This window comes from Arthrobacter sp. NicSoilB4, assembly GCF_019977335.1.
Taxonomy (GTDB): domain Bacteria; phylum Actinomycetota; class Actinomycetes; order Actinomycetales; family Micrococcaceae; genus Arthrobacter.
Genome location: NZ_AP024653.1, coordinates 1078591 through 1103521 on the forward strand (window position 1 = coordinate 1078591; position 24931 = coordinate 1103521).

The 24931-nt window shown below is 69.0% G+C and carries 18 protein-coding genes and 1 pseudogene; 10 read left to right on the top strand and 9 right to left on the bottom strand.

Annotated features, from left to right (window positions below):
- Positions 1–569: 569 nt before the first annotated feature.
- From LDO13_RS04905 to LDO13_RS04925, 5 genes are all read right to left on the bottom strand, one after another.
- Positions 570–1562 carry a peptidoglycan bridge formation glycyltransferase FemA/FemB family protein gene (locus LDO13_RS04905; protein WP_224048932.1) on the bottom strand — a complete coding sequence of 331 codons (993 nt, stop codon included), beginning with the start codon at positions 1560–1562 and terminating at the stop codon, positions 570–572.
- Positions 1563–1566: 4 nt separating this feature from the next.
- Positions 1567–2850, bottom strand: coding sequence for a mannose-6-phosphate isomerase, class I (manA, locus tag LDO13_RS04910; RefSeq protein WP_224048933.1), 1284 nt, complete (start codon positions 2848–2850; stop codon positions 1567–1569).
- A gap of 56 nt (positions 2851–2906) precedes the next feature.
- Entirely contained in the window at positions 2907–4553 is a 1647-nt protein-coding gene (locus tag LDO13_RS04915; RefSeq protein WP_224048934.1) for an LCP family protein, read from the bottom strand.
- Positions 4554–4563: 10 nt separating this feature from the next.
- Positions 4564–5088, bottom strand: coding sequence for a 5-(carboxyamino)imidazole ribonucleotide mutase (gene purE, locus LDO13_RS04920; RefSeq protein ID WP_224049670.1), 525 nt, complete (start codon positions 5086–5088; stop codon positions 4564–4566).
- Between the two features lie 80 nt (positions 5089–5168).
- A complete protein-coding gene (locus LDO13_RS04925; RefSeq protein WP_263422155.1) occupies positions 5169–6317 on the bottom strand; it encodes a 5-(carboxyamino)imidazole ribonucleotide synthase in 1149 nt (382 codons plus the stop codon).
- Positions 6318–6641: 324 nt separating this feature from the next.
- Here LDO13_RS04925 and LDO13_RS04930 point away from each other — a divergent pair, with 324 nt between their 5' ends.
- Positions 6642–7205, top strand: a complete 564-nt coding sequence (locus LDO13_RS04930; protein ID WP_224048936.1) for a GtrA family protein — start codon at positions 6642–6644, stop codon at positions 7203–7205.
- Positions 7206–7239: 34 nt separating this feature from the next.
- Here LDO13_RS04930 and LDO13_RS04935 read toward each other — a convergent pair whose 3' ends face one another.
- Positions 7240–7944 (bottom strand): TIGR03089 family protein, encoded by a 705-nt coding sequence (locus tag LDO13_RS04935; protein WP_224048937.1) that lies wholly within the window; start codon positions 7942–7944, stop codon positions 7240–7242.
- Between the two features lie 350 nt (positions 7945–8294).
- Between LDO13_RS04935 and LDO13_RS18580 the strand changes: the two genes are divergently transcribed.
- Genes LDO13_RS18580 through LDO13_RS04950 form a run of 3 tightly spaced genes read left to right on the top strand, consistent with a single transcriptional unit; the run spans position 8295 to position 13934 of the window.
- Positions 8295–8837 carry a WhiB family transcriptional regulator gene (locus tag LDO13_RS18580; RefSeq protein ID WP_263422144.1) on the top strand — a complete coding sequence of 181 codons (543 nt, stop codon included), beginning with the start codon at positions 8295–8297 and terminating at the stop codon, positions 8835–8837.
- A gap of 29 nt (positions 8838–8866) precedes the next feature.
- On the top strand, positions 8867–12196 hold the full coding sequence (locus tag LDO13_RS04945) for a glycosyltransferase family 2 protein (protein ID WP_224048938.1): 3330 nt from the start codon (positions 8867–8869) through the stop codon (positions 12194–12196).
- Entirely contained in the window at positions 12183–13934 is a 1752-nt protein-coding gene (locus LDO13_RS04950) for a DUF5719 family protein (protein WP_224048939.1), read from the top strand. The genes LDO13_RS04945 and LDO13_RS04950 overlap by 14 nt, the downstream gene beginning before the upstream one ends.
- A gap of 11 nt (positions 13935–13945) precedes the next feature.
- On the opposite strand, the gene LDO13_RS04955 is transcribed toward LDO13_RS04950, so the two are convergent.
- Positions 13946–14482, bottom strand: coding sequence for a metallopeptidase family protein (locus LDO13_RS04955; RefSeq protein ID WP_224048940.1), 537 nt, complete (start codon positions 14480–14482; stop codon positions 13946–13948).
- A 106-nt stretch (positions 14483–14588) separates the two neighbouring features.
- Between LDO13_RS04955 and LDO13_RS04960 the strand changes: the two genes are divergently transcribed.
- From LDO13_RS04960 to LDO13_RS04980, 5 genes and pseudogenes are all read left to right on the top strand, one after another.
- The gene (locus tag LDO13_RS04960) at positions 14589–14981 is read left to right on the top strand and encodes a DUF3499 domain-containing protein (protein ID WP_224048941.1); all 393 of its coding nucleotides are present in this window, start codon (positions 14589–14591) and stop codon (positions 14979–14981) included.
- Between the two features lie 80 nt (positions 14982–15061).
- Complete coding sequence (locus tag LDO13_RS04965; protein ID WP_224048942.1) at positions 15062–15292, top strand: hypothetical protein; 231 nt, start codon at positions 15062–15064, stop codon at positions 15290–15292.
- Between the two features lie 114 nt (positions 15293–15406).
- Entirely contained in the window at positions 15407–16894 is a 1488-nt protein-coding gene (ahcY, locus tag LDO13_RS04970) for an adenosylhomocysteinase (protein ID WP_224048943.1), read from the top strand.
- A gap of 237 nt (positions 16895–17131) precedes the next feature.
- Entirely contained in the window at positions 17132–18394 is a 1263-nt protein-coding gene (locus tag LDO13_RS04975) for an Ig-like domain-containing protein (protein ID WP_224048944.1), read from the top strand.
- Positions 18395–18596: 202 nt separating this feature from the next.
- A pseudogene (locus tag LDO13_RS04980) lies at positions 18597–19706 on the top strand (TIGR01906 family membrane protein); the annotation flags it as partial.
- A 428-nt stretch (positions 19707–20134) separates the two neighbouring features.
- On the opposite strand, the gene LDO13_RS04985 reads toward LDO13_RS04980, so the two are convergent.
- On the bottom strand, positions 20135–21964 hold the full coding sequence (locus tag LDO13_RS04985; RefSeq protein WP_224048945.1) for an AMP-dependent synthetase/ligase: 1830 nt from the start codon (positions 21962–21964) through the stop codon (positions 20135–20137).
- Positions 21965–22022: 58 nt separating this feature from the next.
- Positions 22023–23735 carry a phospholipid carrier-dependent glycosyltransferase gene (locus tag LDO13_RS04990; protein WP_224048946.1) on the bottom strand — a complete coding sequence of 571 codons (1713 nt, stop codon included), beginning with the start codon at positions 23733–23735 and terminating at the stop codon, positions 22023–22025.
- 270 nt (positions 23736–24005) lie between these two features.
- Between LDO13_RS04990 and rsmI the strand changes: the two genes are divergently transcribed.
- Entirely contained in the window at positions 24006–24827 is an 822-nt protein-coding gene (rsmI, locus tag LDO13_RS04995; protein WP_224049672.1) for a 16S rRNA (cytidine(1402)-2'-O)-methyltransferase, read from the top strand.
- The last annotated feature ends 104 nt before the right edge of the window (positions 24828–24931 follow it).

The following is a 24931-nucleotide window of genomic DNA, read 5'->3' on the forward strand; positions in this document are numbered from 1 at the left end:
AGCGGGTTTATGTCCACCCGCCGCGGCTGCCGCGGGACATGTCCAGAGTCGCGGTCCAGGTTCGTGCTGCGGCCACGGGACATGTCCAGTGTTCAGCCCGGACGACGCCGTGTCCCCGGGACATGCCCAGTGGTCACGCTCAGGAGTGGACATAGTGGGTTCATGTCCACTCACCGCGACTGCCGCTGGACATGTCCAGCGGCAGCCAGATTGTTGCTGGCTCAGGTGGGGCATGTCCGGTGTTCAGCCCGGGTTGTTCCTACCCGAGGCGGGGCATGTCCAGTTTTCAGCCCGGACGACGTCGTGTCCGGGGGACATGCCGAGTGCTCACGCTCAGGAATGGACATAGTGGGTGTATGTCCACCCGCTGCGGCTGCCGCGGGGCATGTCCTGCGGCAGCCCGGGTTGGTGCTGTCTCAGGTGGGACATGTCCAGTGTTCATCCCGGATGACGCCCGAGTCCCGGGGACATGCCCAGTGCTCACGCTCAGGAATGGACATAGTGGGTGTATGTCCACCCGCTGCGGCTGCCGCGGGGCATGTCCAGCGCGACGCATGCCCGACGGCGGGCTAGCGGCGGAGCGCGCCGCGCAGCCGGACGGGCACGGTCCGGGCCGCCTGGGCGCCGCGGCGGGCGGCCTGCGCGCACTTCCTGGCCAGCTGGTACCCGCTGTAGCGCATTTTCTTCACCGGCAGGTCCCAGGTTCCGGGGTACGCGACCTCGCGCCCGCCGAACGACTTCTTGAAGGCCGTGAAGCCGGCCCATTTGTGGTCGGGCTGGTCTGCGGGGGCGACGCCCCAGAGGTCCACATGCTTCAGGCCCTTGTCCTTGGCATCTGCCATCAGCGTGACCAGCAGCGGAATCCCGGCGCTGAGCTTCCGGTGTGTATCGTCCAGGGCGGCGTGGGCATACGTGCGGGTATCCGCGGAGTCGTAGGCAAGGGCGGCGGCGATGGGCTCGCCCTCGAGCTCGGCGACGAAGAGGGTCGCGGCGCCGGCAGGCATCAGGGAGCGCGCGACCCGGGTCAGGTACTCATCGCTCTGCGGCTTGAATCCATTGCGCGCCGCCGTCAGGTGCAGGAACGCCAGCAGTACCGAGATCTCGTCGGGGTCCTGGCTGGAACGGAACGTCACGCCCTTCTTGTGGATGTTCCGGTACAGGTTGCGGTTCACCGGCTTCATGTCCGCGAGGACGTCCTTGAAGTCCCTGTCCAGGTCCACAACCCAGCTCAGTTCGGGCTGCTGGTTGGCAGGGGCGGGCCGGAGGCCGCGCTTGCGCAGGACGGCGTCGGCGTCGGCGGCCGTGAAGCCGGCATCCACCGGTTCAATCCGGACAAACACGGCCCCGCAACTGCGGGCCAGGTCCTTCAGCGCCGCCAGGGCGGCGTCGAACGCGGCCAGGGACGCGGCTACCGGGCCGTAGGGTGCGTAGAGGAGTTTCCCGGCCGGGTTGCTCTCCTCGATGGCCAGGAAGCTCCAGCCCGGACCCGAGTGCTGGTGCACGGTCCGTCCCAGGCCGCGCTGGAATTCGGCCCACGGGGCGCTCTGCAGGAAGTGGTCCACGGTCTCAGGCTTTCAGGGCGGTCGTGACGGCAAACGCAAGGGCTGTTCCGGTGGCACCGGACATGGCGTGTGCATTGACCGGCGCCTCGGCGGCGGGCAGGAATGCGCTCGCGCCGCGTTCCAGCCGCAGCTCGCCCTTGGGGGAGTCGAGGAGCACGGAGCCGGACACAACGATGATGACCGCGGCCCCCGACTGCGCCAGCGGGACCGGTTCCGCGCCGGGCGCCAGCTCGATGCGCTGCAGCTGGAATTCACGGAACGGCGGCCGGAAGACCTCCTGTCCCAGCATCGTGGTCTCGGCGCTGAGCATCGGGACACCGACGGCTTCAAAGGCGATGGTGCGGAGCAGTTCCGGCACGTCCACGAACTTAGGCGTCAGTCCGCCACGCAGGACGTTGTCGGAGGAGGCCATGACCTCGATGCCGAGGCCGTGCAGGTAGGCGTGGACGTTGCCGGCCGGGAGGTAGACAGCCTCGCCCGGGGCCAGCGAGATCCGGTTGAGCAGCAGCGAAATCAGGACGCCCGGATCGCCCGGGTACTGCGCATTGAGCGTGACGACGGTGGACAGCTCCGCCTGGTGCGGCGCCGTCGGGGCGCCGGAGACCAGAGCCGCCACGATGGCGGCCGTTGCGGCGGCGACGTCCTCGCCGCCGGCGATCAGCCGCTCGAAGGCGGAGCGCAGGGCGGTGTGCTCCTCGGGCTGTGCCAGATCCTCCAGCAGCAGCGGAACGAGCGGAGGAAGATCGAGGCCGGCGAGTTCAAAGTCCGCCACCAGCAATTCGAAGACGGCACGCGCTTCCGAGGCCGGCCGGAAGCCGCACAGCGCCTCGAACGGGGTCAGCGCGAAGATCATCTCCGGCTTGTGGTTGTCGTCCTTGTAATTGCGTTCAGCCGCGGCGCGGTCGACTCCGGCAGCCTCCTCGCGGGCGAATCCCTCCCGGGCCTGCTCGAGAGTGGGGTGCACCTGGAGCGAGAGGGGGCTGTCGGCGGCCAGGACCTTGAGCAGGAACGGAAGCCGGGGGCCGAATTCGGCCACGCTGTCGCTGCCCAGATGGTGTTCCGGGTCTTCCCCGATCAACGTGTCCAGTGCCCGGCCGCCGTGGCCCTCGACCGCCGCGTGGGCTCCGGCGGATCCGGCCGGGCTCAGCGCCACTGACGGTGAGTCCGGGTGGGCACCGATCCAGAGCTCAGCCTCGGGGCCGCCGGAAGCAGGCCGGCCAAGCAGCCCGGCGATGGCCGTCGTGGAGCCCCAGGCATATGGCCGGAGGACGTTCTCGAGTTCATACACTGCCTGGGTGTCCCAATCTGTTGCGGAAGGCTGCTAAGGAAGGTGTGGCCGCGGAACTACAGCGGCGCGCACTGGCCGTTCGTGGCGACCAGGTTGCGGATCGACTGTTCGTCGCCGTTGAGCTTGAACTGGTTCAGCATCTCTTCGGTGATCGGCTCGCCATCCGGCGTCGTGGTCACCGGAGTGAAGTCCGACGGCGGCGGCGCGGGCTGGGTTCCGGGCTGTGCAGCGGGCAACGCCCCGGCTGCCGACAGCGGCCCGGGCGCCTGGTCCTGCCCGCGGATGCCGTCTTCCGCGGCGCCCGCCGCCGGAGTGGGCGCGAGGAGCGCATCGACCTTCTGGTGGATCTGGTCGAAGTCGGGGACGGTCGAGAAGGAAGCGTCGAAGTCGGGCGGTCCGATGGTCAGCCGGCTCATTTGCTGGCCCTTCGCCTTCATGGCGAGGTCCACGAAACTCCCGAGCTGTCCGGAGGAGATGTTGGAGTCCACCACCTTGGTGCCCGCCTTCACGATGTCCTCGAACTTGGACAGCAGGGTTGCCGGATCCAGCTGCTTGAGCATGGCCTGCTGGACGCACTGCTGGCGGGCGATGCGGGAGTAGTCGTCCACGAATTCGCGCGACCGGCCGTACCAGAGGGCGTGGTAGCCATCCAGCGTATTGTCGCCGGCCGGGATCCAGCCCAGCGGCATGCCGTGGATTCCGCTCGCCTCGTCAATGGTCTCGCCGCTGATCGGGACCCAGCCGCCTGCCTTGATCCGGATGCCGCCCATGGCATCGATGAGCCGGGCGAAGCCGTCCATGTCGACCAGAACGTAGGCCTGGACCTTGATGCCGAGGCTCCCGGACACCGCTTCCAGCGTGGCCTGCGCGCCGGGGTCCTCCACCCCGGGGTACAGGTCCTTGTGTTCGTTGGTGACCTCGGTGTTGATGGCGTTGATGAGGCATTCGTTGCCGCAGTCGTAGCCGTCGGGATAGATCGTGCGCATCGGCGAGTCCTCGCTGAACTGCGCATTCTGCAGATTGCGGGGCACGGAAATGATGGCGGTCGCGCCGGTCTTGGCATCGACGCTGATGACCGAGAGGCTGTCGGGCCGGCGGCCGGTACGGTCGGACCCGGCGTCACCGCCCATCATCAGGAAGTTGTACCGGCCTTCGGAGGGTTCCATGGCCGGTCCGGCGGAGAAGATATTGGAGATTGCGTCGCGGCTGACGTTGAGCAGGTACGCGGCGTAGCCCAGCGATCCGCTGCTGAGGATCATCGCCAGCACCAGGGCGACCACGACGGCGGGGCGCGCCTTGGGGGTCAGCAGCACGGGACGGATCAGCCGCAGGGTGTTGATAAAGAGCGCGGCCCAACCCACGGCCAGTGCGACCAGGCCGATGATGAGCAGCAGCGAGGCTATGGAGTTCGTGAACAGGTTGATCAGCGTCGACCGCGATGCCACGAGGAGCACTGCCGCCAGGCCGGCCAGCACCCAGACGGTGAGGGTGACGCGCAGCGCGATCCGTCCCAGCCGCCGGTCCCCGGCCACGGTCTGGGCACTTCCCGGCACCAGAAGAGTCATCAGGATCAGCAGGAACGCACGCTTGGTCAGGACCGACGCGGAGGCTCCGGCGGGATAGCGGACCGGATCCGTAAAGGACGGGGCAGACGCACGGTTGCGTGGCGCCGGCTGACGGGAGGGGGCATAACTGTTGGTCATCTGGTGATCCTTAACGGCTGCCCCGGGCGACGACGTTTGCGTCGGCGAACACTTCGCTCACCTTCTGCCGCAGGTTGGCGCCCTTCCGGGTGGCGGCATCATTGAGCTCCTGGGCGAAGTCGGCCAAGGCGGCGCGGAGCTGTCCGGCCAGGGGATCCGTGCCCGAGGCCAGCATGCGCACCGCCAGCAGGCCGGCGTTCCTGGCCCCGCCGATGGAAACGGTCGCGACGGGAACCCCGGCGGGCATCTGGACGATGGATAGCAGGGAGTCCATGCCGTCGAGGGTCTTGAGCGGCACCGGGACGCCGATGACCGGCAAGGGCGTGACCGAGGCGAGCATGCCCGGCAGGTGGGCGGCGCCGCCGGCGCCGGCAATGATGACACGGAGGCCGCGCTCATGGGCCGTCCGGCCGTAGCGGATCATTTCGAGCGGCATACGGTGTGCGGAGACCACATCGGCCTCGAACGGGATCCCGAACTCGGCGAGGGCCTCGGCCGCGGCCTCCATCACGGGCCAGTCCGAGTCCGAGCCCATGACGAGCCCGACGATGGGGTCATCGGCCCCGGCGTCCGCCGTTGCCGGGGACTGGGCCGTGCTGCTGCTGTTGCTGGCGCTCATACGTTCTCCTCGTGGGCTCCCGCAACGGTGCGGGGCTGCGCCTTTCCGTTCCGGATGATGTTGGCGACCGTGGTGGCGCGTTCGCGCACCGAGTCGACGTCGGCCACGGAGCCGCCGACGAGGTTGACGTGGCCGATCTTGCGGCCGGGCCGGACGGCCTTGCCATAGCAGTGGACCTTCGCCGCGGGTTCGCTGGCCAGGGCCGCGGGGTAGGCGGAGAACAGGTTCTGGTTCTCGCCGCCCAGGAAATTCTTCATCACAACGACAGGGCCGAGGAGGTCCGTGGCGCCGAGCGGCAGATTGAGGATCGCCCGGAGGTGCTGTTCGAACTGGCTCGTCACGGAGCCGTCCTGGGTCCAGTGGCCGGTGTTGTGCGGGCGCATGGCGAGCTCGTTGATCAGGAAGCCCGCTCCCACACCGGGCGTCTCGAAGAGTTCCACAGCCATAACACCGGTGACGCCGAGTTCGCTGGCGATCCGGAGGGCGGCGTTCTCCGCAGCTGCGGCGACCTCCAGCGGGATGTCCAGGGCCGGGGCGATGACTTCGTCACAGACGCCGTTGACCTGGATCGTGTGCACAACCGGCCAGGCCCGCGCCTCACCGTCCGGGGTCCGGGCCACCAGGGCAGAGAGTTCGCGGCTGAATTCCACTTTTGCCTCGGCGAGCAGCGGTGACATGGCCTCGAACCAGTCGGCGGTGTCGGCTGCTTCCGCCGCGGAGTCCACGATGCGCACACCTTTGCCGTCGTAGCCGCCGCGCGGGGTTTTGAGGACGACCGGCCAGCCCGTGTCGTCGCCGAACGCGATCAGCCCGGCGACGTCGGCAACGGAGGCCCACGTGGGGTTGGGCAGCTCCAGCCTGTCGATGGCCGCCCGCATCACGAGCTTGTCCTGGGCGTTGACCAGGGCGTCCGGTCCGGGGTGCACGTTGACGCCGGCGCGCTGCAGGGAACGCAGGTGCTCTGTGGGAACGTGCTCATGGTCGAAGGTCAGGACGTCCAGGCCGCGGGAAAACTCAAGGAGATGGTCCAGGTCGGTGTAATCACCGACCGGGGCGTTGGCTACGGCCGAGACGGCCGAGACGTCCTCGCCTTCGGCAAGGACGCGGAGCTCGAAGCCCAGGGCTGTGGCCGCCGGGGCCATCATTCGGGCGAGCTGGCCGCCGCCAACCACACCGATCACAGGAAAAGTCACAAGTCCCAGCCTACCGAAAGCCTCGCCATATCCCGGCTTTTTGAATTTCCCGTGCGGGTGCCGACGGGGATTCAGCCGCATTCAGGCGGGGACAGGTCAGGGCCGTGCCGGCGGTGCAGCCGATGGCCGGCCCGCCGTTCCGGGCCGTCAGCTGGCGGCTTCCCGCCGGGGCAGTTCCGGCCCGCGGACTGCGCCATGGGGGCCGGTTCCCGGCTTTCGGCGCTAAAATAGGCCGTTGGGCCTTTGGCCGACAGTTCACGAAGGCCACGGAGGGTCATGATTACTACACTTACGGAGCGCTTGCATGGGCTCGCGTCGCTTTTCTGGCGCGAAGTGGCCAAGTTCGGTGCGGTGGGCGGTGTTGCGTTCGTCATTGACAACGGACTCACCTACTACCTCATGCATGGCCCGATGACGGACAGTGAAGCCAAGGCCCGGTTCGTCGGAGCCAGCATCGCAACCGTCTTCTCCTGGATCGCGAACCGCTTCTGGACCTTCCGGCACCGCCGCCAGGACAATGTGGTCCGCGAATTCCTCATGTTCATCCTGATCAACGGCATCGGCATCGGCATCTCCACCGGATTCACCGCCCTCGCCAAGTACACCTTCGGCGTTACTGACAAGAACATGCTGTTCGCCGCGGGGGTCGTTGGCATCCTCGTGGCCACCGTGGTGCGCTTCTTCGCTTACCGCTTCCTGGTCTTCAACAAGGAACTCGACGAAGAGCCGGAGTTTTCCCACGACCACGAGATCATCGAACGGCACCCCCACACCAAACCGGAAGTGCGCGTCGAAGGCGCTGCCGTCAAAGATCCGGAGCTGCCGGACCCGCACATTTAGGCGGGGCGCGGACGGTGCGTGTGCGGCAGGCCGCTCAGCCGCCGTTGACGCGCTCGTCCGCGAGCAGCTTTTCTGTCACTACGACGTCGGGGTGCACCAGCACCACTGAGCCGTCGCCGCGCCACGCGCCCAGGGACTGGGCGAGGGCGGATTCCAGGCCATCGCCGGCGGCCACCAGCAGCCGCACGCCGTCGTCGTGCGCCGCCGCGAAGCCGTCCAGCAGGTCAGCGTGGGTGTGGGCCATCCCGGCGGCGGCCAGCACGGCACGCCGCGTTCCTTCCGGATCCACGTGTGCCATAAAAACGTCCCCGTGGGAGCGCACCTCGGCGGCATAATCCACGACGCCGGTGGGCAGCTCACCGGGCCACCGCATGGCCAGCGCCGGCAGCGCCACTGCCACGACGGCGTCGAATGCCCCCTGCGCGGCGCCGGGGGCCGGGTCGGCGGTCGCCAGCAGTTCGGCCTCGGCATCGCCGAAGACGACCTCCATGCCGAGCTGCCAGGCGGCCAGGGCGAGGATGACGGACTTCCAGTGGGCCGGCAGGTCCAGTCGCAACCGCGTTCCGGGCTCGGCGTCGAGCTCGTCCTGCAGCAGGTTGCTCGTCTTGGCCACCCAGTTGTCCAGAACCCGGCCGGACAGCTCGACGCGCTCAGCGTCGGGGCCGTACCAGGTGAGCCGGGGTGAGGTGGCCTGGCCGGAACGCAGGGCTGTCATCAGTTCGATTGCCGGGATGCTCATGGCTTCATCTTGCCATGATGGAAGCGGCTGTGATCTCTGTCATACCCGTGCGGGAGGCCGCGGGCAGGCGCGCTTGAACTGCCCCGGGAAGTTTCCCGTAAATTCAACAAAATCCCTCGAAAGTGCTCAGTACCCTGATTATTCCGCGGGTTCTCGGGGACTGGCCCGAAAAAACGCGGGCGTGGCGTGCCCCGGATTTAGGTCTCAAGTTGATTATTATCTCCGTCGCGGCTTGACTCCCGGATACTTACACGCGTGTAATTAGGTATCGAAGGCCAATGCGCAGAACCGGCACACAACCGAGTGTCCAAGGGTCAGTCATAGGCTGCAAAATCAGAGAGGGAACGCCAATGGGGCTAGCAGAGCGTATCCATGAAGAGGCCGTCGTTGCTGGGCAGGCCACGGCCAAATACCGTTCACGCGGAGTGCCGAGTGACTGGTATGTAGACCCGGCCGATCCGGACGCCGCAGACCGCTACAACGAACACACCAACGACTCGCTGCAGGACCAGGCGACTGCCTTCCTCGCGGCGCACGACGAACTTGTGGCCGGTCCGGACCAGGACAACGATCTTTCCGATCCGCCGATGGAGCTCCAGACCCTTCACTCCGGCACCACCGCGCAGCCGGTGTGGATCGGATTGCCCTTCCAGCAGGACTTCGACGATGAAGGCGAACTGGGCTGGCAGACGGACGCGCTGTGCGCACAGACCGACCCGGAGGCGTTCTTCCCCGAGAAGGGCGGCTCCACCCGCGACGCCAAGAAGGTCTGCGGGGCGTGCAACGTCCGCTCGCAGTGCCTCGAATACGCCCTCTCCAACGATGAGCGTTTCGGAATCTGGGGTGGCCTCTCCGAGCGCGAGCGGCGCCGGCTTAGGAAGCGAGCGATCTAATTCTTCAGGAAGTACGAGTCACCGCCGTCGTGGTTTCCCACGACGGCGGTGACTTTCTCCCCAGGACCCTGGCGGCGCTGGCGGCCCAGACCCGGCCCGCGGATACCTGCATCGGGGTTGATACCGGTTCCCGCGACCATTCCGCGGCCCTCCTCGAACAGGCCTTTGGCAAAGCCAACGTCACCGTCCTCAGCCAGGCCCGGAGCGGCATGGGCGCCGCGGTGCAGGCCGGACTCAGCGCATTGGCCCCCGGACGAGTTGCCGCCGAATGGATCTGGCTGCTCCACGACGACGCGGCTCCCGCCCCCGAAGCCCTTGCCGAGCTTCTTCATGCCGTGGAACGCGCGCCGTCCGTCACCGTGGCCGGCTGCAAGCAGCTGGACTGGCACTCCGAGCGCCGGCTGATCGACGTTGGGCTCTCCACGAGCCGCTGGGCGGAACGGCTGACCCTCATCGACGCCGACGAACTCGACCAGGGGCAGTACGACGGCCGCAGCGACACCTTTGCCGTCAACTCCGCGGGTATGCTGGTCCGCCGCGACGTCTGGGAGGACCTCCGCGGCTTCGACCCCGCCCTGCCGGGCACCGGCGACGATGTCGACTTCTGCTGGCGGAACCGGCTGGCCGGACACCGGGTGGTCGTCGTCCCCAGCGCCCGGATGCACCACGTCTCGCACCGTCCGAACGCCCTCGGCAACGCGACGGCGGCCCGCAAGGCCCAGGTGCACTTGCGGCTCAAGCACGCCGCCGCGTGGAAGGTGCCGCTGCACGCGGCCGGCGCACTGATCGGGAGTCTCTTCAAGCTGGTCCTGAGCATTGCCGTCAAAGACCCGGGCCACGGCTTCTCGCAGCTCCTGGCCACGTTCGGCGCCCTCGGTCGACCCGCGGCAGTAATCCGGGGCCGGCGCAACGCTGCCCGGACCCGCCGCGTCCGGCGTTCCGTCATCAAAGGGCTGCAGACTCCGCGGCGCGAGGTCTGGGCCCACCGCCGATCCCTGATGGAAGCCCTCGGTGCGGATGATTCCGGGGATGGCCCTGCCGCTAACGACCCGCTGGCCGAGCAACCAACCGGCGACTCGGTCGACGACTTCGCGGCCCTCACAACATCCGAGCGGGGCTGGGTGGGCAACGGCGCGCTGCTGGCCGTCCTGGTCACGACGGCGGCGTCCCTGGTCGGCCTGCTGAGCCTGTTCCGGGCCGAGGCAGTCTCCGGCGGCGCGCTGATTCCTGTTTCGCCGCGGCTGGGCGAGATCTGGAACCACGCCTCCGGCTGGTGGATCACCCTCAGCGCAGGACTTCCCGGCCACGGCGACCCCTTTGGCTACGTGCTGTGGGTTCTCGGCGTCCTCGGCGCCGGCAACGCCAACAGCGCGCTCGGCTGGCTGCTGATGCTGGCCATGCCGCTTTCCGCCCTCGGCGCCTGGTTCGCCGCCGGCGCCCTGACGCAGCGCCGGCGGCTGCGCCTGGCCGCCGCCCTCGTCTGGGCGGGCGCCCCGGCGCTTCTGGTGGCACTCAACCAGGGCCGTGTCGGAGCCCTGCTCGTCCACGTGATGATGCCGCTGCTGGTCCTCGCCCTGCTGCGGGCCACCGGCACCGCTGCCGGGCGAGGCCGCTACGCCGTTCCGGCCCCTGGGGAGCGGCGCTTCACCGAGTCGCCCCCGGCCAAGCCCGGGATCAACGGCACGCCGTCCTGGACGGCCGCCGCGGCGGCAGGCCTGGCGCTGGCTGTCGTCACCGCAGCGGCCCCCTCGCTGCTGCTGCCCGCCGTCGTCCTCGTCGCACTCTGCGGCACACTTCTGGGCCGCCGCGGCCGGACCGTGTGGTGGGCGCTGCTGCCCAGCCTGGCCTTGTTCGTGCCGTTCCTGGTCTCCACTCTGGAACGTCCCCGCGCCGTGCTCGCAGACCCCGGCCAGCCGCTTGCCTTTGACGCCGCACCGCTCTGGCAGCAGGCCCTGGGCCAGCCGTTGCGCTTTGCCGCAGGTGGCGGGCTCGCCGGCCTCCCGGTGTTCGGCCCGGACTCCGCCGTGCCGTGGGCGCTCCTGCTGGCGCTGCTGATCGGACTGCCCGCCCTGTTCCTGGCCGCCGCCGCGCTGTTCCTCCCGGGCCGGCCGCCGCGGATTGCCCGAGCACTCTGGGCGGCAGCCCTCCTGCTTCTCGCCGGCGGGTGGCTCAGCGGCCAGGTAGCCACCGGAGCCAGCGCCGATGTCATGGTGACTGCCTTCACCGGACCGGCTGTATCGGCCGCGGCCTTCGCCATCCTGGGGGCGGCGCTGATTGGCGCGGCGGGCCTGCTGGACTCCGCCGACCGTGCCGCCGCCGCCACGACGGGCCGCAAGATCCTGCTCCGCACCACCGCCGTCACGGCCATGGTCCTCCTGCTGGCCGGACCTGTCGCCGGCCTCACAGTGTGGGCAGCGCAGAACGTCCTGACGCCGGCCGCTCCGGCCGCGGAACCGTCCGCCGCGCCCGGCACAGGCGCGCTCGGCAGTCCGAGACTCGTGCAGCCGGCCGAGTCCCGGACCCTCCCGGCCACGGCCATAGACCGCGGCGAGGGGCCGGAACAATCCCGCACCCTCCTGATCTCCACCGGCGAAAACGGAACCTTTGACGCCACGCTGATGCGCGGCGCCGGGACCACGCTGGACGCCCTGTCCACGATCGCCTCAGCCCGGCCGATCATGGGGGAGCCGGGGCAGGAGACGGTCCGTGACGACGACGCCGTCGCGGCTTCGCTCCGCAACGTCGTGGCGACCATCGTGGCAGGCCAGGGCGTCGATCCGCGCGAAGAGCTCGAGCAGCTCGGCGTCGGCTTTGTGGTGCTGCGCGCCGCCGACACCGCGGCCCAGCTGACCGCGAGCCGCATGGACGCCGTCCCCGGGCTCGTCGCCGTCGGCAAGACCGACGTCGGCTGGCTTTGGCGCATCAGCCCCCTGAACCAGCCGGTGATCCAGGCCGCCGACGTCGCCCACCGCGTGCGGATCGTCGACGGCGCGGGAGCCACCGTCGGGCTGGTCCCGTCCGAGGCGGTGTCCGCCGACGCTGCGGTTCCCGCCGGGCCTGAGGGCAGGCTCGTGGTCCTGGCCGAACGCGCCGATCCCGGCTGGAGCGCCTGGATCGACGGCCGCCGCCTCACCGCCACCACGTCCGGCTGGGCGCAGGCCTTCACCCTGCCGGCGCAGGGCGGGCAGTTCAGCCTCCGCTATGAGGCGCCCTGGGCCGTCTGGGCGGGCGTGGCCCAGGCCGTCATCATCGGCCTGACCGCCCTGCTTGCCATTCCCATGCCTGCCCGCCGGCCGAACACCGGCCTCTCCAGGGACGAAGGCTCCCTGCGTAAGGAACATCATCATGCCCAGGGATGACACCCCCGCGACAAACACCCCAGAAACCCCCGACGACGCCGGGACGCCCGACACTGCCGGCAACTCCGCCGAGCCACCGGCGGAGCGGTCCGGCCGGCCCGAGCGACGCGCAGCCGCGCCGCTGCTGTCGCGCTGGAAGGCGTTGCCGCACGCCGGGCGGCTGGGCGGGGTCCTTTCGGCCGTCGTCCTCGTCGCCGCCGGAGGGGGACTCGTTTCCGCCACGGCGCTCTCGACCCAAGGTCCCGGCAGCAGCCGCCCGGTCGCGGCCCCCCTGGCGGCGGTCCCCGCGGGCAGCAGCATCGGCGTCTGCCCCGGACCGGCGCAGCTGCTCGAGGGAGCCCCCGTGGGCACCGATCCGCAGTTCAGCCCGGAGTCCGCGACCGCCAAGAGCGACGTAAATGCCGTCGTGCTGGGCTCCAGTGCCGGGCTCCTCCCCGGCAGCCGCCTCGCCTCGCTCGCGGGCAGCACCCTGGTGGAACTCGCCAAAGCCGCACCCGCGTCCGGAAGCCCTTCGCCAGCCGCTACCAGGCCTGCGAACGGCACCCCCGTCCCGCTGGCCGGCGTGGTCTCCCAGCGGGGCGTCGACGGCGTCAGTGTCCTGAGCGCTGATTCACAGGCCGACCGGCAGGCTTCCGCCGGAGCGGTCATGCGCTACGCCGCCGAGGACGGGGACCTCCGCGGTTCGGCGGCCGCGGCGTGCCAGCAGCCCGCCAACGATCTCTGGCTCATCGGCGCGAACACCGCGCTCGGCCGGACGGCCGTGCTGAACCTCACCAACACGTCCGGCAGCCCGGCCACGGTCAGCCTGGACCTCTTCGGAGCCAAGGCCCAGATCCAGGCCCCGGGCAGCCGCGGACTCCTCGTGGCCCCGGGCACCACCCGCTCCGTCGTCCTCGCCGGGCTCGCGCCGGGACAGGAGCGGCTCAGCGTCCGCGTCCGCAGCGCGGGCGGGCCGGTGGCCGCGGTCATCCAGCAGAGCGTGCTGCGCGGGCTCACACCCGGCGGAGTCGAGTTCATCACCCCCGCCGGTGCACCTGCCATCCGCCAGGTGATCTCCGGCGTCGACATCCAGGATCCGTCCGGGCTGGCGGACCTCACGGGGAAACCCGGCTTCGGCGATGCCGGACCTGCCCTGCAGATCACCGTTCCGGGGTCCGCCGACGCTGTCGTGGCGATCAAGCTGTTCGGGCGGGACGGCCAAAAGGCCTTGCCCGGCGGCGGAGTGGTCACGGCCAAAGCCGGAGCCGTCACCGAGGTCCCGCTGTCCGGAGTGCCGGCGGGGTCCTACACCGTGGCCGTCAGTTCCGACGTCTCCTTCACCGCGGCTGCCCGCGTCACCCGGGGACTGGACGCCGAAGATGCCTCCGACTTCGCCTGGTCACCGGCCTCGACGAGGCTGGGAAGCCAACACGTCGTGCCCGTGCCAGGCACGGGCGACCGCTACCTCGTCTTCGGCGCCCCCGAGGGCAGGGCGACAATCTCCTACACGCCGGTGACGGCGGACGGAAAGGTCCGCGCGGCCGCGGCCGCCGACATTGCCGGCGGCACCACAGCATCCATCAAAGTCCCCGCCGACGACGGAGGTTCACCGATCGTCGGGTACATCGTGTCGGCCGCGGGAGATGCCGCCTTCGGGGCCGTCCTGCTGCAACAGGAAGGCAGGCAGGACATCTCCACCGTCGCGATTGCGCCCGGGGCAACGGGCCAGGAGCAGGTCCCGGTCACGCTCGGCTACTGACCGGCCGGGTCCTAATAGCGCCTGCGGTAGACCGGATCCAGTGATTCGGGCGGCACACCAAGCATCTCCGCCGTGTACTCCACCACGACGTCATGGACCAGGTCCTGGAGCTCCTCGCGGGTGCCACAGGCCTGCTCCACCACCCGGCGGTAAAGGGTGATCACGGGCCCCTCGTCCTGCGTCGCGGGGGAGTAGGCACCCATCGGAGCGGGGGCGCGGTCCGCCACGAGCTGCTCGAGCCCGGGCGGAATCTCGTCGACGGCGAAGCGAACGCCGTCCAGCGGCTTGCCCCAAATGTCGTGCAGCCGCTCGGCCGAGTCCAGGACGAAGTCGTCGAAACGGTCCGAACGGGTGCGGTAGCCCGGCAGCGTGGGCAGCATGATCTCGCCGCGGAGCCCGCGGCCGTGCCGGTTCCTCCGCCGCTGCCGGAAGCCCCTGGGCGTTGCCGTGCGCCCGGTGCCGGATGTTGCGGAACCGGCGTCGTGGCGTCCGGCGTCGGTTTCAGCCAAACGGACCGTAAATCCCGGATCGTGGTGCGATGACTGCATATCTCGACTCTAAACCCGGTGAATGGTTTACGCGATATGGCCCGCCCGACCCGCCGTCAGCGCGTCGGGCGGCGTCCGGGGGCCGGGGGGAGTAGTCTGTGATGTCGTGGGTGCAATTCGTCTCTGTTCAAGGTCAGCCTGCCGCAATTCGGCGGTGGCCACTTTGACGTACGTCTACGCCGATTCCACCGCAGTTCTGGGGCCCCTGGCAACCTACGCCGAACCGCACTGTTACGACCTGTGTGAACAGCACGCCGGATCGCTGACCGTCCCGCGAGGCTGGGAAGTCCTGAGGCTGGCGATGCCCGCCACCCCTGCAGGTCCCGGCCCCGATGACCTCCTGGCCCTCGCCAACGCTGTCCGCGAGGCGGCGGCCTCCCGGCCGGCCGCGCCGGAATCCGGCCCCGGCCAGCGCGGTGTCCACGCTGCCCTCGAAGCCCCGGCCCCGGCCGAGGGCACCCGCCGGGGGCACCTGCGCGTCCTGCGCGAGCCTTCCTGAGCCGAAACTGGCGGTAGGCTGGGTACTGAAAATCCGTAAGCCACCGGCGCCTGCTGCGGCGCCCATCAGGAGCGTTCACCATGCCGAAGATCAGTCCCGAATTGTTGTCTGTCCTGCGATGCCCCGTGACCGGTTCTGCCCTGCTGCAGGAGGGCGAGGAACTGGTGACCACGGCGGCCGGCGCCTCCGGTGAGAAGCTGCGATACGCGATCGAGGACGGCATCCCGCTGCTGCTGCCGCCGGAACTCCTCCCTGCCGCCGCCGTCGCGCCCGCGTTCCAGCACGACGCCGGCCGGCCCGCCGCAGGCTAGGCCGCCGGCCCATCGCTGGGCCTTTCGGCACCGAAGTACTTCCCAGCCACCGATAAACACGTTCCCAGGCAGCCAGGTTCCGGACCGGCCCGCCGGCCACAACGAAGGAAACACATGACTCTCGATTACAAGATTGCCGACATCTCCCTGGCCGAGGCAGGCCGCCACCAGATTCGCCTCGCCGAGCACGAGATGCCCGGCCTGATGTCCCTGCGCGAGGAGTTCGGCGCCAGCCAGCCGCTCAAGGGCGCCCGCATCGCGGGCTCGCTTCACATGACCGTGCAGACCGCCGTGCTGATTGAGACCCTCACCGCCCTTGGGGCCGAGGTCCGCTGGGCCTCCTGCAACATCTTCTCCACCCAGGACGAAGCTGCAGCCGCCGTCGTGGTCGGCAACGGAACAGTCGAGGACCCCCAGGGCGTTCCGGTGTTCGCCTGGAAGGGCGAGACGCTGGAGGAATACTGGTGGACGGCCGAGCAGATCCTGACCTGGCCGGGCGCGGACAGCAACCCGGACCTGGGCCCCAACATGATCCTCGACGACGGCGGAGACGCCACCATGCTGGTCCACAAGGGCGTCGAATTCGAGGCGCTCGGCGCTGTTCCGGCCGCCGCGGAGGACGAGTCCGAGGAAGGCCGCGTCTTCCTTGAAGTGCTCCGCGCCTCTCTGCAGGCCGACGCGCAGAAGTGGACCCGGATCGGCTCGCGACTGCTCGGCGTGACCGAGGAGACCACCACCGGCGTGCACCGCCTCTACCAGCTCGCTGAGCAGGGCAAGCTGCTCTTCCCGGCCATCAACGTCAACGACTCCGTCACCAAGAGCAAGTTCGACAACAAGTACGGCATCCGGCACTCCCTGCCGGACGGCATCAACCGCGCCACCGACGTCCTGATGGGCGGCAAGGTCGCCGTCGTCTGCGGTTACGGCGACGTCGGCAAGGGTGCGGCGGAGGCTTTCCGCGGCCAGGGCTCACGCGTCATCGTCACCGAAATCGACCCCATCTGTGCGCTCCAGGCAGCCATGGACGGCTACCAGGTCGCGAAGCTGGAATCCGTCCTCAGCGAGGGCCACATCTTCATCACCACGACGGGCAACAAGGACGTCATCATGGCCGAGCACATGGCCGGGATGCGTGACAAGGCGATCGTCGGCAACATCGGCCACTTCGACAACGAGATCGACATGGCCGGACTGGCCCGGACCCCGGGCATCAAAAAGGTCGAGATCAAGCCCCAGGTCCACGAGTGGGTCTTCGAGGCGGACGCGGCCAAGGGCGAGGACAGCCGTTCCATCATCGTGCTGTCCGAAGGGCGCCTGCTGAACCTTGGCAATGCGACCGGACACCCGTCCTTCGTGATGAGCAACTCCTTCGCCAACCAGACGATCGCGCAGATCGAGCTCTTCACCAAGCGCGACCAGCCGGAGGGGGAGCGGGAGTACGACAAGCAGGTCTACGTGCTGCCGAAGATCCTTGACGAGAAGGTCGCCCGGCTGCACCTGGACGCCCTCGGCGTCGAACTGACCGAGCTGTCGAAGGAGCAGGCCGAGTACCTGGACCTCGAGGTGTCCGGCCCGTACAAGCCGGACCACTACCGCTACTAGGAGCCGTGCGGCGCGGCGGCGGCCGCCGCGTCCGTGCGCCGTTTCCTTATGCGGTTACCGTTCGCCGTTTCGCCTGGATGGAGCCCCGGACCGTGTGTCCGGGGCTCCATTTGTGACCTGATCGTGGTGCAGGCAGGGCCTGCCCGCCGTGTTGCTTCGCTTATGCTGGCATAGGGAGAATCGTGAGCTCTGATGTGGGCTAGTACGCAAAAGCAGTGGGGAACACAGGAAGTGGCCATGACAGAAGACAGCGGGCGTCGACGCCGGCAGCCGGGACACCGTCCCCGCAACACCGGGAAAATGCTGGCCGTCCTTGCCATTTGCGCAGCCGTCGGGGCGGGCGGTATCGGCGTCGCCACCTCTCCCGGCTGGGCCCATGCCGACATGCCCTCGGAAGCCTCGACGCCGATGCGGAACGTGTCCGGCCTCGCCGCTCCCGTCGTGAAGCTCGTGGAGCTCGGGGTAACCCCCACCGACGGCGCCAAGGGCGTCAACCCGGCCGCCCCGCCCTCGGTCAAGGCAGTCAACGGCATTGTGAAGGACGTGGTGCTGGTACCTGTCGCCGGAGGCGACCCCGTTCCCGGTACCACGAGCCCGGACGGCTCCACCTGGACCGCCGAGGATCCGCTGGAATTCGACACGAAATACAAGTACAGCTTCACCATCGTGGACCAGGCCGGACGCGAAACGAAGAAGGCACAGACCTTCGCCACCGTGGCCAAGGCCAACGAGGCCGACGCCGCGGTGTACCCGCTGAACGGCACCACCGTAGGCTCCGGGCAGCCCATCGAAATCGTCTTCAGCGAGCCCGTGCTGAACAAGGAGGCCATGGAAAAGGCCGTCACCGTCACGGCATCCTCCGGCCAGCCGGTGGCCTGGCGCTGGTATTCGGACCGCCGTGTCCGGATCCGGCCCGAAGCATTCTGGGCCGCCAACAGTGAAATCACCGTGGACCTGAAGCTCTTCGGCGTCGACTTCGGCAACAAGATGGTCGGCAACTCAGACACCAAGGTCTCCTTCAAGGTAGGGCCGCAACGGCTCGCCGTCGTTGACGACATCACCAAGACCATGAAGGTGTACTTCGACGGCCAACTGGTCAAGACCGCGCCGGTCACCCTGGGCGACGACGAGTGGCTCTCACCAACGGGTTTCGCCGTCATCATGGAACAGGAACGCAACTCCAAGTTCAACGCCGGCAGCATCGGGTTGAAGCCAGGCGACAAGGGCTACTACCCGCCCCTGACGGTGGAATACGCCAACCGACTTACCAGCTCCGGCGTCTACGTCCACCAGGCCCTGGAATCGGCGTGGGGTGCAGTGGGCAAGTTCAACGTCTCGCACGGCTGCGTCGGGCTGCTCCCGGCCGATGCCGCCTGGTTCTTCAACAACATGAAGACCGGTGACGTCGTCCAGACCCTCAACACCGGAGCCCCGGCCGTGGAGCCGCTCGAAGGCTTCGGCGACTGGAACATCCCCTGGGCGCAGTACGCCAAGCGCTGACCGCAAACGACGAAGCCCGAAACCTGCCACGCTGCCCCGAGAGGCGGATGGCCGGTTTCACCCCAGCCGGACCGCTGAATCCCCGTCCTCCACGGGGTGGCACCTCGTCCGCGGCGAGGCTGTGGCGGTAGGCTCGGAAGCAGATATGTAGCGTCGCCGGGCCCCGGCCGGCGGCGCGGACGCCTACGGAAGCGAAGCTGCAGTGACTGACTCAAGTCCCACCCCTCCGAATCGACAAGATCCGCACCTGGATCCGGCCGACGACGCTGACGAACCCGCGTTCGAATGGATGAAGCCGAGCCCCGCGGACAACCGCTCCGCCGCGGCTTCCGCCAACGCCGCAGGAACGGATGCCGGCGCAGCCGGAACCAGCGCCGGTGCCGGTCCGGAGGCTGAGGGAGCGCCGGCCACAGGGACACCGTCCACAACAACACCGTCCACAACAACACCGTCCACAGCGACGCCGGCCTGGCGCCAAGCCGGCAGCCGCGCGGACCGGAAGGCCGCGGAAGCCGCCGTCGAGCCGGCCCCCAAGGGCAATGGAGCGCACTTCAGTGAGCCGTTGCCCACCTCCGCGCTGCAGGTCCGCCCGCCGGAGGAGGAAGTTCAACGCCGGAACGCCGAACGTGAACACGCGGCGAATGCCAAGCCGGTGGCCCCGCGCGTGATGCAGGTCCTGCTGGCCGTGTGCTTCCCGGTCATCCTGCTGGTGCTGGCCGTCCGGGCCGTTGCCAGTCCGCTGTTCCTCTGGGTGGAATACAACCGTCCGGGGTTCCCGGGCGACGGCTACGGCTTCAGCAGCGATGACCGCATGACCTACGGCTCGTACGCCGTGGACTATCTCAGCAACTGGGCAGGACCGCGCTACCTTGGCGAACTCGTCAACCGAAGCGGTGACAAACTGTTCGGGGACGGCGAAGTCAGCCACATGGCCGACGTCAAGCTCGTCATCCTGTCCGCCTTCGGCGCCGGCGCCCTGCTGATGCTCCTGAGCCTGATCGCCGTGATCTACTTGCGGCGCCGCAGCACCGGGGGAGTCCGGCGCGGCCTGTTCGCGGGGTCCATCGTCACCCTCGTCATCATCATCAGCCTCGGCGTGCTGGCCGCGCTTGGCTGGGAACAGTTCTTCGCCCAGTTCCACAGCGTCTTCTTCGCGAGCGGCACGTGGACGTTCTCGCTGCAGGACACCCTCATCAGGCTCTTCCCGGGCCAGTTCTGGGTTGATGGCGGGATCGTTGTCGCCGGCCTGGTGCTGATCGCCTCACTCGTCACGCTCATCCTCACCTGGCCGACGCGCAAGCGCCGCGGGCTGCCGAAGAAGGGCGCCGTGGAAGAGGATCCGGCCGGAGACGGGCCCGCTGAGGCCGACGCCTCGGACGCCGTTCCCGCCAAGCGGTCCCGCTTCCGGCGGGACAGGACCGGGAAGTCCGGCGAATCAACCGACGGCGGCGCCGACTCGTCCGAGGCGTCCGGCGCGTCCGCCCCTGACGAAACGGCTGATGAAAGTACCGCCCCGCATGCTGCCCCGGTCCGCCCCGGGACCGCGTCCTCCGGAACAGCCACGTCCGGGGGAAGCGATTCAGGCGCCGGAGACCACGGGACGCGCGACACCCCGATGCGGGGACACTCCAGCACCGTCTAGGCACCGGAACCCGGGGACCGGCAGGCAGAACGAAGCGGACGGCACCAAGGTGCCGTCCGCTTCTTCGTATCCCTGTTTTGTGTCCTGTGCTGCGGGGGTCAGCCGTAAAGCCGGTTGATCTGGGCTGCGAAGTCACGCACGACGGCGGCGCGCTTGAGTTTCAGCGAGGGGGTCAGGTGCCCTGATTCCTCGGTGAAGTCGGCGTCCAGCACTACGAAGCTGCGGATGGACTCGGCCTGGGAGACGAGGGCGTTGGCCTCGTCCACGGCGCGCTGCAGGGCAACGCGGACCAGATCGTTGCCTTTGGCTTCGGCGGGGCTCATCGCGGGCACCTTGTGCATCGCGCACCAGTTTTCCAGGCCTTCCGGGTCCAGGTTGATCAGGGCGGACACGAAGGGCCTGCCGTCCCCGACCACCACGGCCTGCAGGACCAGTTCGTGTTCGCGGATCTTTTCCTCAAGCGGTCCCGGGGCGACGTTCTTGCCGCCGGCGGTGACCAGCAAGTCCTTCTTCCGGCCGGTGATGGTCAGGAAGCCGTCACCGTCAAGGGACCCGAGGTCGCCGGTGCGGAAGAACCCGTCCACGAACGCCTCCGCATTGGCTGCGGCGTTGTTGTGGTACCCCTTGAAGACGCCGATGCCTTTGACCAGGATCTCGCCGTCCTCAGCGACCCGGATAGTGGTTCCGGGCACCGGGATGCCGACAGTGCCCACCTTGGTCCGCGTCGGCGTGTTGGCTGTGCACGGTGCCGTGGTTTCGGTCAGGCCGTAGCCTTCGAGGACGGGGATGCCGGCGCCGCGGAAGAAGTGCGCATCGTGGGGGCTGAGCGGGCTGGCCCCGGAGACGGTGTAGTGAAGCTGGCCGCCGAAAGCCTGGCGCAGCTTCGGGTACAGCAGCCGGTCGAAGAGGGCGTGCTTGGCGCGGGTCACCAGCCCGGGGCCGGCGCCGTCGCCGCGCGCGGCAGCGTCGAGGGCCTTCGAGTAGGCGATCGCGACGGCGGCGGCCGATTCGAACAGGCGTTCCTTTCCGGCGAGGGCCGCCTTGTGGGCGGCACCGGCATAGACCTTCTCGAAGATGCGGGGCACGACGAGCAGGAAGGTCGGCTTGAAGCCGGCCAGGTCCTCCAGTAGTTCCTTTGCGGTGGCGGTGTGGCCCACGGTTGTCCCGGCGCTCAGGCAGATCACCTGGACGGCGCGGGCGAGGACGTGGGCGAGGGGGAGGAACATCAGGGTCCGGGTGCGGGGCTGCAGCAGGATCTCCGGCAGGAACAGCACCATGTTCCTCGCGACCAGGGCGAAGTTCCCGTGAGTGATTTCGCAGCCCTTGGGCCGGCCGGTGGTGCCGGACGTGTAGACGAGCGAGGCAACGTCGGCAAGCCCGGCCGCGGACCGGTGTCGTTCCAGCTCGGCGTCGCCGACTCCGGTGCCGGCCGCGGCCAGACTGGCAAGGTTGGGGGCGTCGCCGTCGTAGTCCATCCGCACGACGGGGAGAATGGTGTCGCCAAGCAGGCCGGAGCTGTCCAGGACCCCTTGGACGAGGCTGGCCTTCGTCTCGTCCTGCGCGAGGATGCGCCGCGCTCCAGAGTCGTGCAGGATCCATTCGATCTGGCTGGCCGAGGACGTTTCATAGATGGGAACGGTGACGCCGCCGGCGAACCAGATGGCAAAGTCAACCACGGTCCATTCGTACCGGGTGGCCGACATGACCGCCACGGTTTCCCCCGGGGTGATGCCGCCGGCAATCAGGCCCTTGGCGAGTGCCCGGACCTGGTCCAGGAACTGCTGTGCGGTGACATCGGCCCAGCCGGCCGGTCCTTTGCGGGAGTAGAGGGCGTGCACCGGATCCTTGGCGTGCTGCTCCAGGAGCAGGTCCGTTACGTTGCTGCCCGGGTCCAGCTCGACGAGCAGTCCGGTACTTGCTTCTCTCACAGCCGTTTCTCCATTCCGGGCCCGTCTCGTGCTGGCGGACGCTCCCTGCAATCCTGCCCTAGATCCAGGACGGCATCCACATCCGGAACCGCCAATCCTGGTAGGTAATGGTCTCGGCGGTCCACACCGGATAGAAGAACGCAGAGACGACCACGGCCGTGACCACAAAGAGCGTCACGAGGAAGAGCCCGGAACGCCGCCGCCACGGCGGGTCAGTACGCTGCCCCAGGACGAGGCCCAGGCAGTAGACGAGGGCCAGTATCAGGAAGGGTTCGAAGGACACCGCGTAAAAGAAGAACATGGTGCGTTCCGGGTACAGGAACCAGGGCACGTAGCCGGCAGCCACGGCCGCCAGGACAGCGCCCGCACGCCAGTCGCGCCGCCCGGCCCACCAGAAGAGCAGCACGCCGAGGCAGACGGCGGCGGCCCACCAGATCACCGGGTTGCCGACGGACAGTATCGCCGTCGTGCAGCTGGCCGTATCGCACCCCGGACTGCCTTGTTTGGGGGATTCGTAGAAGAACGAAGTGGGCCGGCCAAGCACGAGCCAGCTCCACGCGCTCGCCTCGTACGGGTGGTCCGAGCTGAGCCCTTGGTGGAACTTGTAGGCTTCCAGATGGTAATGCGCGAGGGACCTGACGGCGTTCGGCAGCCAGCCCCATTCCGCCGAGGGAACCGTCTCGGCCCATTTCCGGAAATACGCGTCCGAGGACCGGAACCAGCCGGTCCAGCTGGCGGCGTACACCAGGGCGGCCACCGGGACGATGCTGACGAACGCGGGAATCCCGTCCTTGAGGATCCCGCCGCTGATCCAGCCATGGATTCCGGCGATCCGGCGCGCGCTCAGGTCCCAGAAGACCGTCAGCAGCCCGAAACCGGCCAGGAAGAACAATGCGGACCATTTCGTGCCGACAGCCAGCCCTAGGCACACCCCGGCCGCGAGCCGCCACCAGCGGATGCCCAGCCAAGGGCCGGACGCCAGCTGGAGCAGGCCGGGCCGTCCGTCCGGGGAGGCTGCGGCCTGCCGGCCGAGCCGCGCGGCAAGCCGGCGGCGGCCGTCGTCCCGGTCCATCAGGAGGGCGCCAAACGCGGCAAGGACCCAGAACATCAGGAAGATGTCCAGCAGGGAGGTCCTGGACATCACCAGATGGTGGCCGTCCACGGCCAGCAGCACCCCGGCCACCGCCCCCAGAGTCAGCGAGCGGAAGAGCTTCTGGGCAATCAAGGCGAGCAGGAAAATGGACAGTGTGCCTGTCAGGGCCGCCCCGAACCGCCAGCCGAAGGGATTGTCCGGGCCGAAGAGCCGCATGCCGGCGGCGATCATCCACTTCCCGACCGGCGGGTGGACGACATACTCGGGGCCAGGCAGCAGCACGCTGGGGTTGCCGGCGATGAAGGCGTCATTGGCCTTGTCCGGCCACGCCCGCTCGTAGCCGCTGACGAGGAACGAGTAGCCGTCCTTGACGTAGTAGGTCTCGTCGAAGACCAGGTTGCGGGGCGAATCGAGCCGGACGAAGCGCAGGACTCCGCCGAGGGCAGCGGTGATGACCGGTATGAGCCAGAACCACAGCCGGAGCGACGGCGGATAGTCCCGCCAGCTCCTGATGTTGCCGATCAGGCGCTCTTTCAGGGCCTCGGGGGTGAATGCTTCCGCCGGGCGGCTCACCCAGCGGTGCCCCTCCAGGTTGCGTCCGTGGCTGCTGGCTGGGGGCGCCGATCCGGTGGAACCGGCCTCGGCAGGCCGGGTGGGGGTCTGCGTCACGATGCCCATGCTACCTTTTGCGGCTGTGGCCGTTGGCCGTCTCCGCCGGGTGAGCCCTGCGGCTGCGCGCCTCAGCGCCTCACCGGCCCGGTTCGTCACCCCGGGCCGTCCGCCCGCCTCCGGTGCCGGCAGTAGGCTGGTCATGTGGACCCTAAACTCAGCACCTCCCCGAATCTTTCCGGCGACGACCTGGGCCCGGCGGACGTCGTCGAGGATGGTCCCGGTCCCGACGAAAGCCCGGGCGCGGAGCCGGCGGCCCAAAGCGGCGGTCCGGGGCGGATTGTGCTGGCGGCGACCCCGATCGGCAACGTCGGCGACGCCACCTACCGGCTGATCGAGCTGCTGACGACGGCGGACATCGTCGCCGCCGAGGACACCCGGCGGCTGCACCGCCTGGTGCAGAACCTGGGCGTCACCGTGGCGGGCCGGATCATCAGCTACCACGAGCACAACGAGGCGGCCAAGACCGGCGAACTGCTGGACCAGGTGCGCGCCGGCAAGACCCTTGTTATGGTCACCGACGCCGGCATGCCGTCCGTGTCCGACCCCGGCTTCCGCCTGGTCGAGGGCGCGGTGGCCGCCGGGCTGACGGTCACCGCGGCCCCCGGACCGTCGGCGGTACTGACGGCCCTCGCGCTCTCCGGCCTGCCGACCGACCGCTTCTGCTTCGAGGGGTTCCTGCCCCGGAAAGCCGGCGAACGGTCTTCACGCCTCGCGGATCTCGACGCCGAACGCCGCACCATGGTCTTCTTCGAGGCGCCGCACCGGCTGGAACCGATGCTGCGTGCGCTGCGTGAACGGTTCGGCGCGGACCGGCGTGCCGCCGTCTGCCGGGAACTGACGAAGACCTACGAAGAGGTCATCCGCGGCACCCTCCGCGAACTGCTCGAATGGGCCGAATCCAACGAGGTGCGCGGCGAGATCGCCGTTGTCGTGGGCGGCGCCCCGGAACGGGAGGCGGGCAAGCCGGAAGACCACGTGGCGGACGTCAATGCGCTAATTGCACAGGGAATCCGGCTCAAGGAGGCCGTTGCGGCCGTGGCGGAGGATGCCCGGGTCAGCAAACGGGAACTCTACTCCGCTGTGCTCGCAGCCCGGTAGCCGGGCCGGCCCGCGGCCGGAACGCCCGCTGTGCAGCTGCACAGCGAACCCCTTGCGACGTAGTGCGGGGATGCGTAGACAGCCCGGAGAATCCGGCAGTACCG

Excerpts from the sequence above, each read along its gene's own strand:
- LDO13_RS04915 (WP_224048934.1), bottom strand. The coding sequence starts at position 4,553 with ATGACCAACAGTTATGCCCCCTCCCGTCAGCCGGCGCCACGCAACCGT.
- purE (WP_224049670.1), bottom strand. The coding sequence starts at position 5,088 with ATGGGCTCGGACTCGGACTGGCCCGTGATGGAGGCCGCGGCCGAGGCC.
- LDO13_RS04925 (WP_263422155.1), bottom strand. The coding sequence starts at position 6,317 with ATGATGGCCCCGGCGGCCACAGCCCTGGGCTTCGAGCTCCGCGTCCTT.
- LDO13_RS04930 (WP_224048936.1), top strand. The coding sequence starts at position 6,642 with ATGATTACTACACTTACGGAGCGCTTGCATGGGCTCGCGTCGCTTTTC.
- LDO13_RS04935 (WP_224048937.1), bottom strand. The coding sequence starts at position 7,944 with ATGAGCATCCCGGCAATCGAACTGATGACAGCCCTGCGTTCCGGCCAG.
- LDO13_RS18580 (WP_263422144.1), top strand. The coding sequence starts at position 8,295 with ATGGGGCTAGCAGAGCGTATCCATGAAGAGGCCGTCGTTGCTGGGCAG.
- LDO13_RS04950 (WP_224048939.1), top strand. The coding sequence starts at position 12,183 with ATGCCCAGGGATGACACCCCCGCGACAAACACCCCAGAAACCCCCGAC.
- LDO13_RS04955 (WP_224048940.1), bottom strand. The coding sequence starts at position 14,482 with ATGCAGTCATCGCACCACGATCCGGGATTTACGGTCCGTTTGGCTGAA.
- LDO13_RS04965 (WP_224048942.1), top strand. The coding sequence starts at position 15,062 with ATGCCGAAGATCAGTCCCGAATTGTTGTCTGTCCTGCGATGCCCCGTG.
- ahcY (WP_224048943.1), top strand. The coding sequence starts at position 15,407 with ATGACTCTCGATTACAAGATTGCCGACATCTCCCTGGCCGAGGCAGGC.
- LDO13_RS04975 (WP_224048944.1), top strand. The coding sequence starts at position 17,132 with ATGACAGAAGACAGCGGGCGTCGACGCCGGCAGCCGGGACACCGTCCC.
- LDO13_RS04990 (WP_224048946.1), bottom strand. The coding sequence starts at position 23,735 with ATGGGCATCGTGACGCAGACCCCCACCCGGCCTGCCGAGGCCGGTTCC.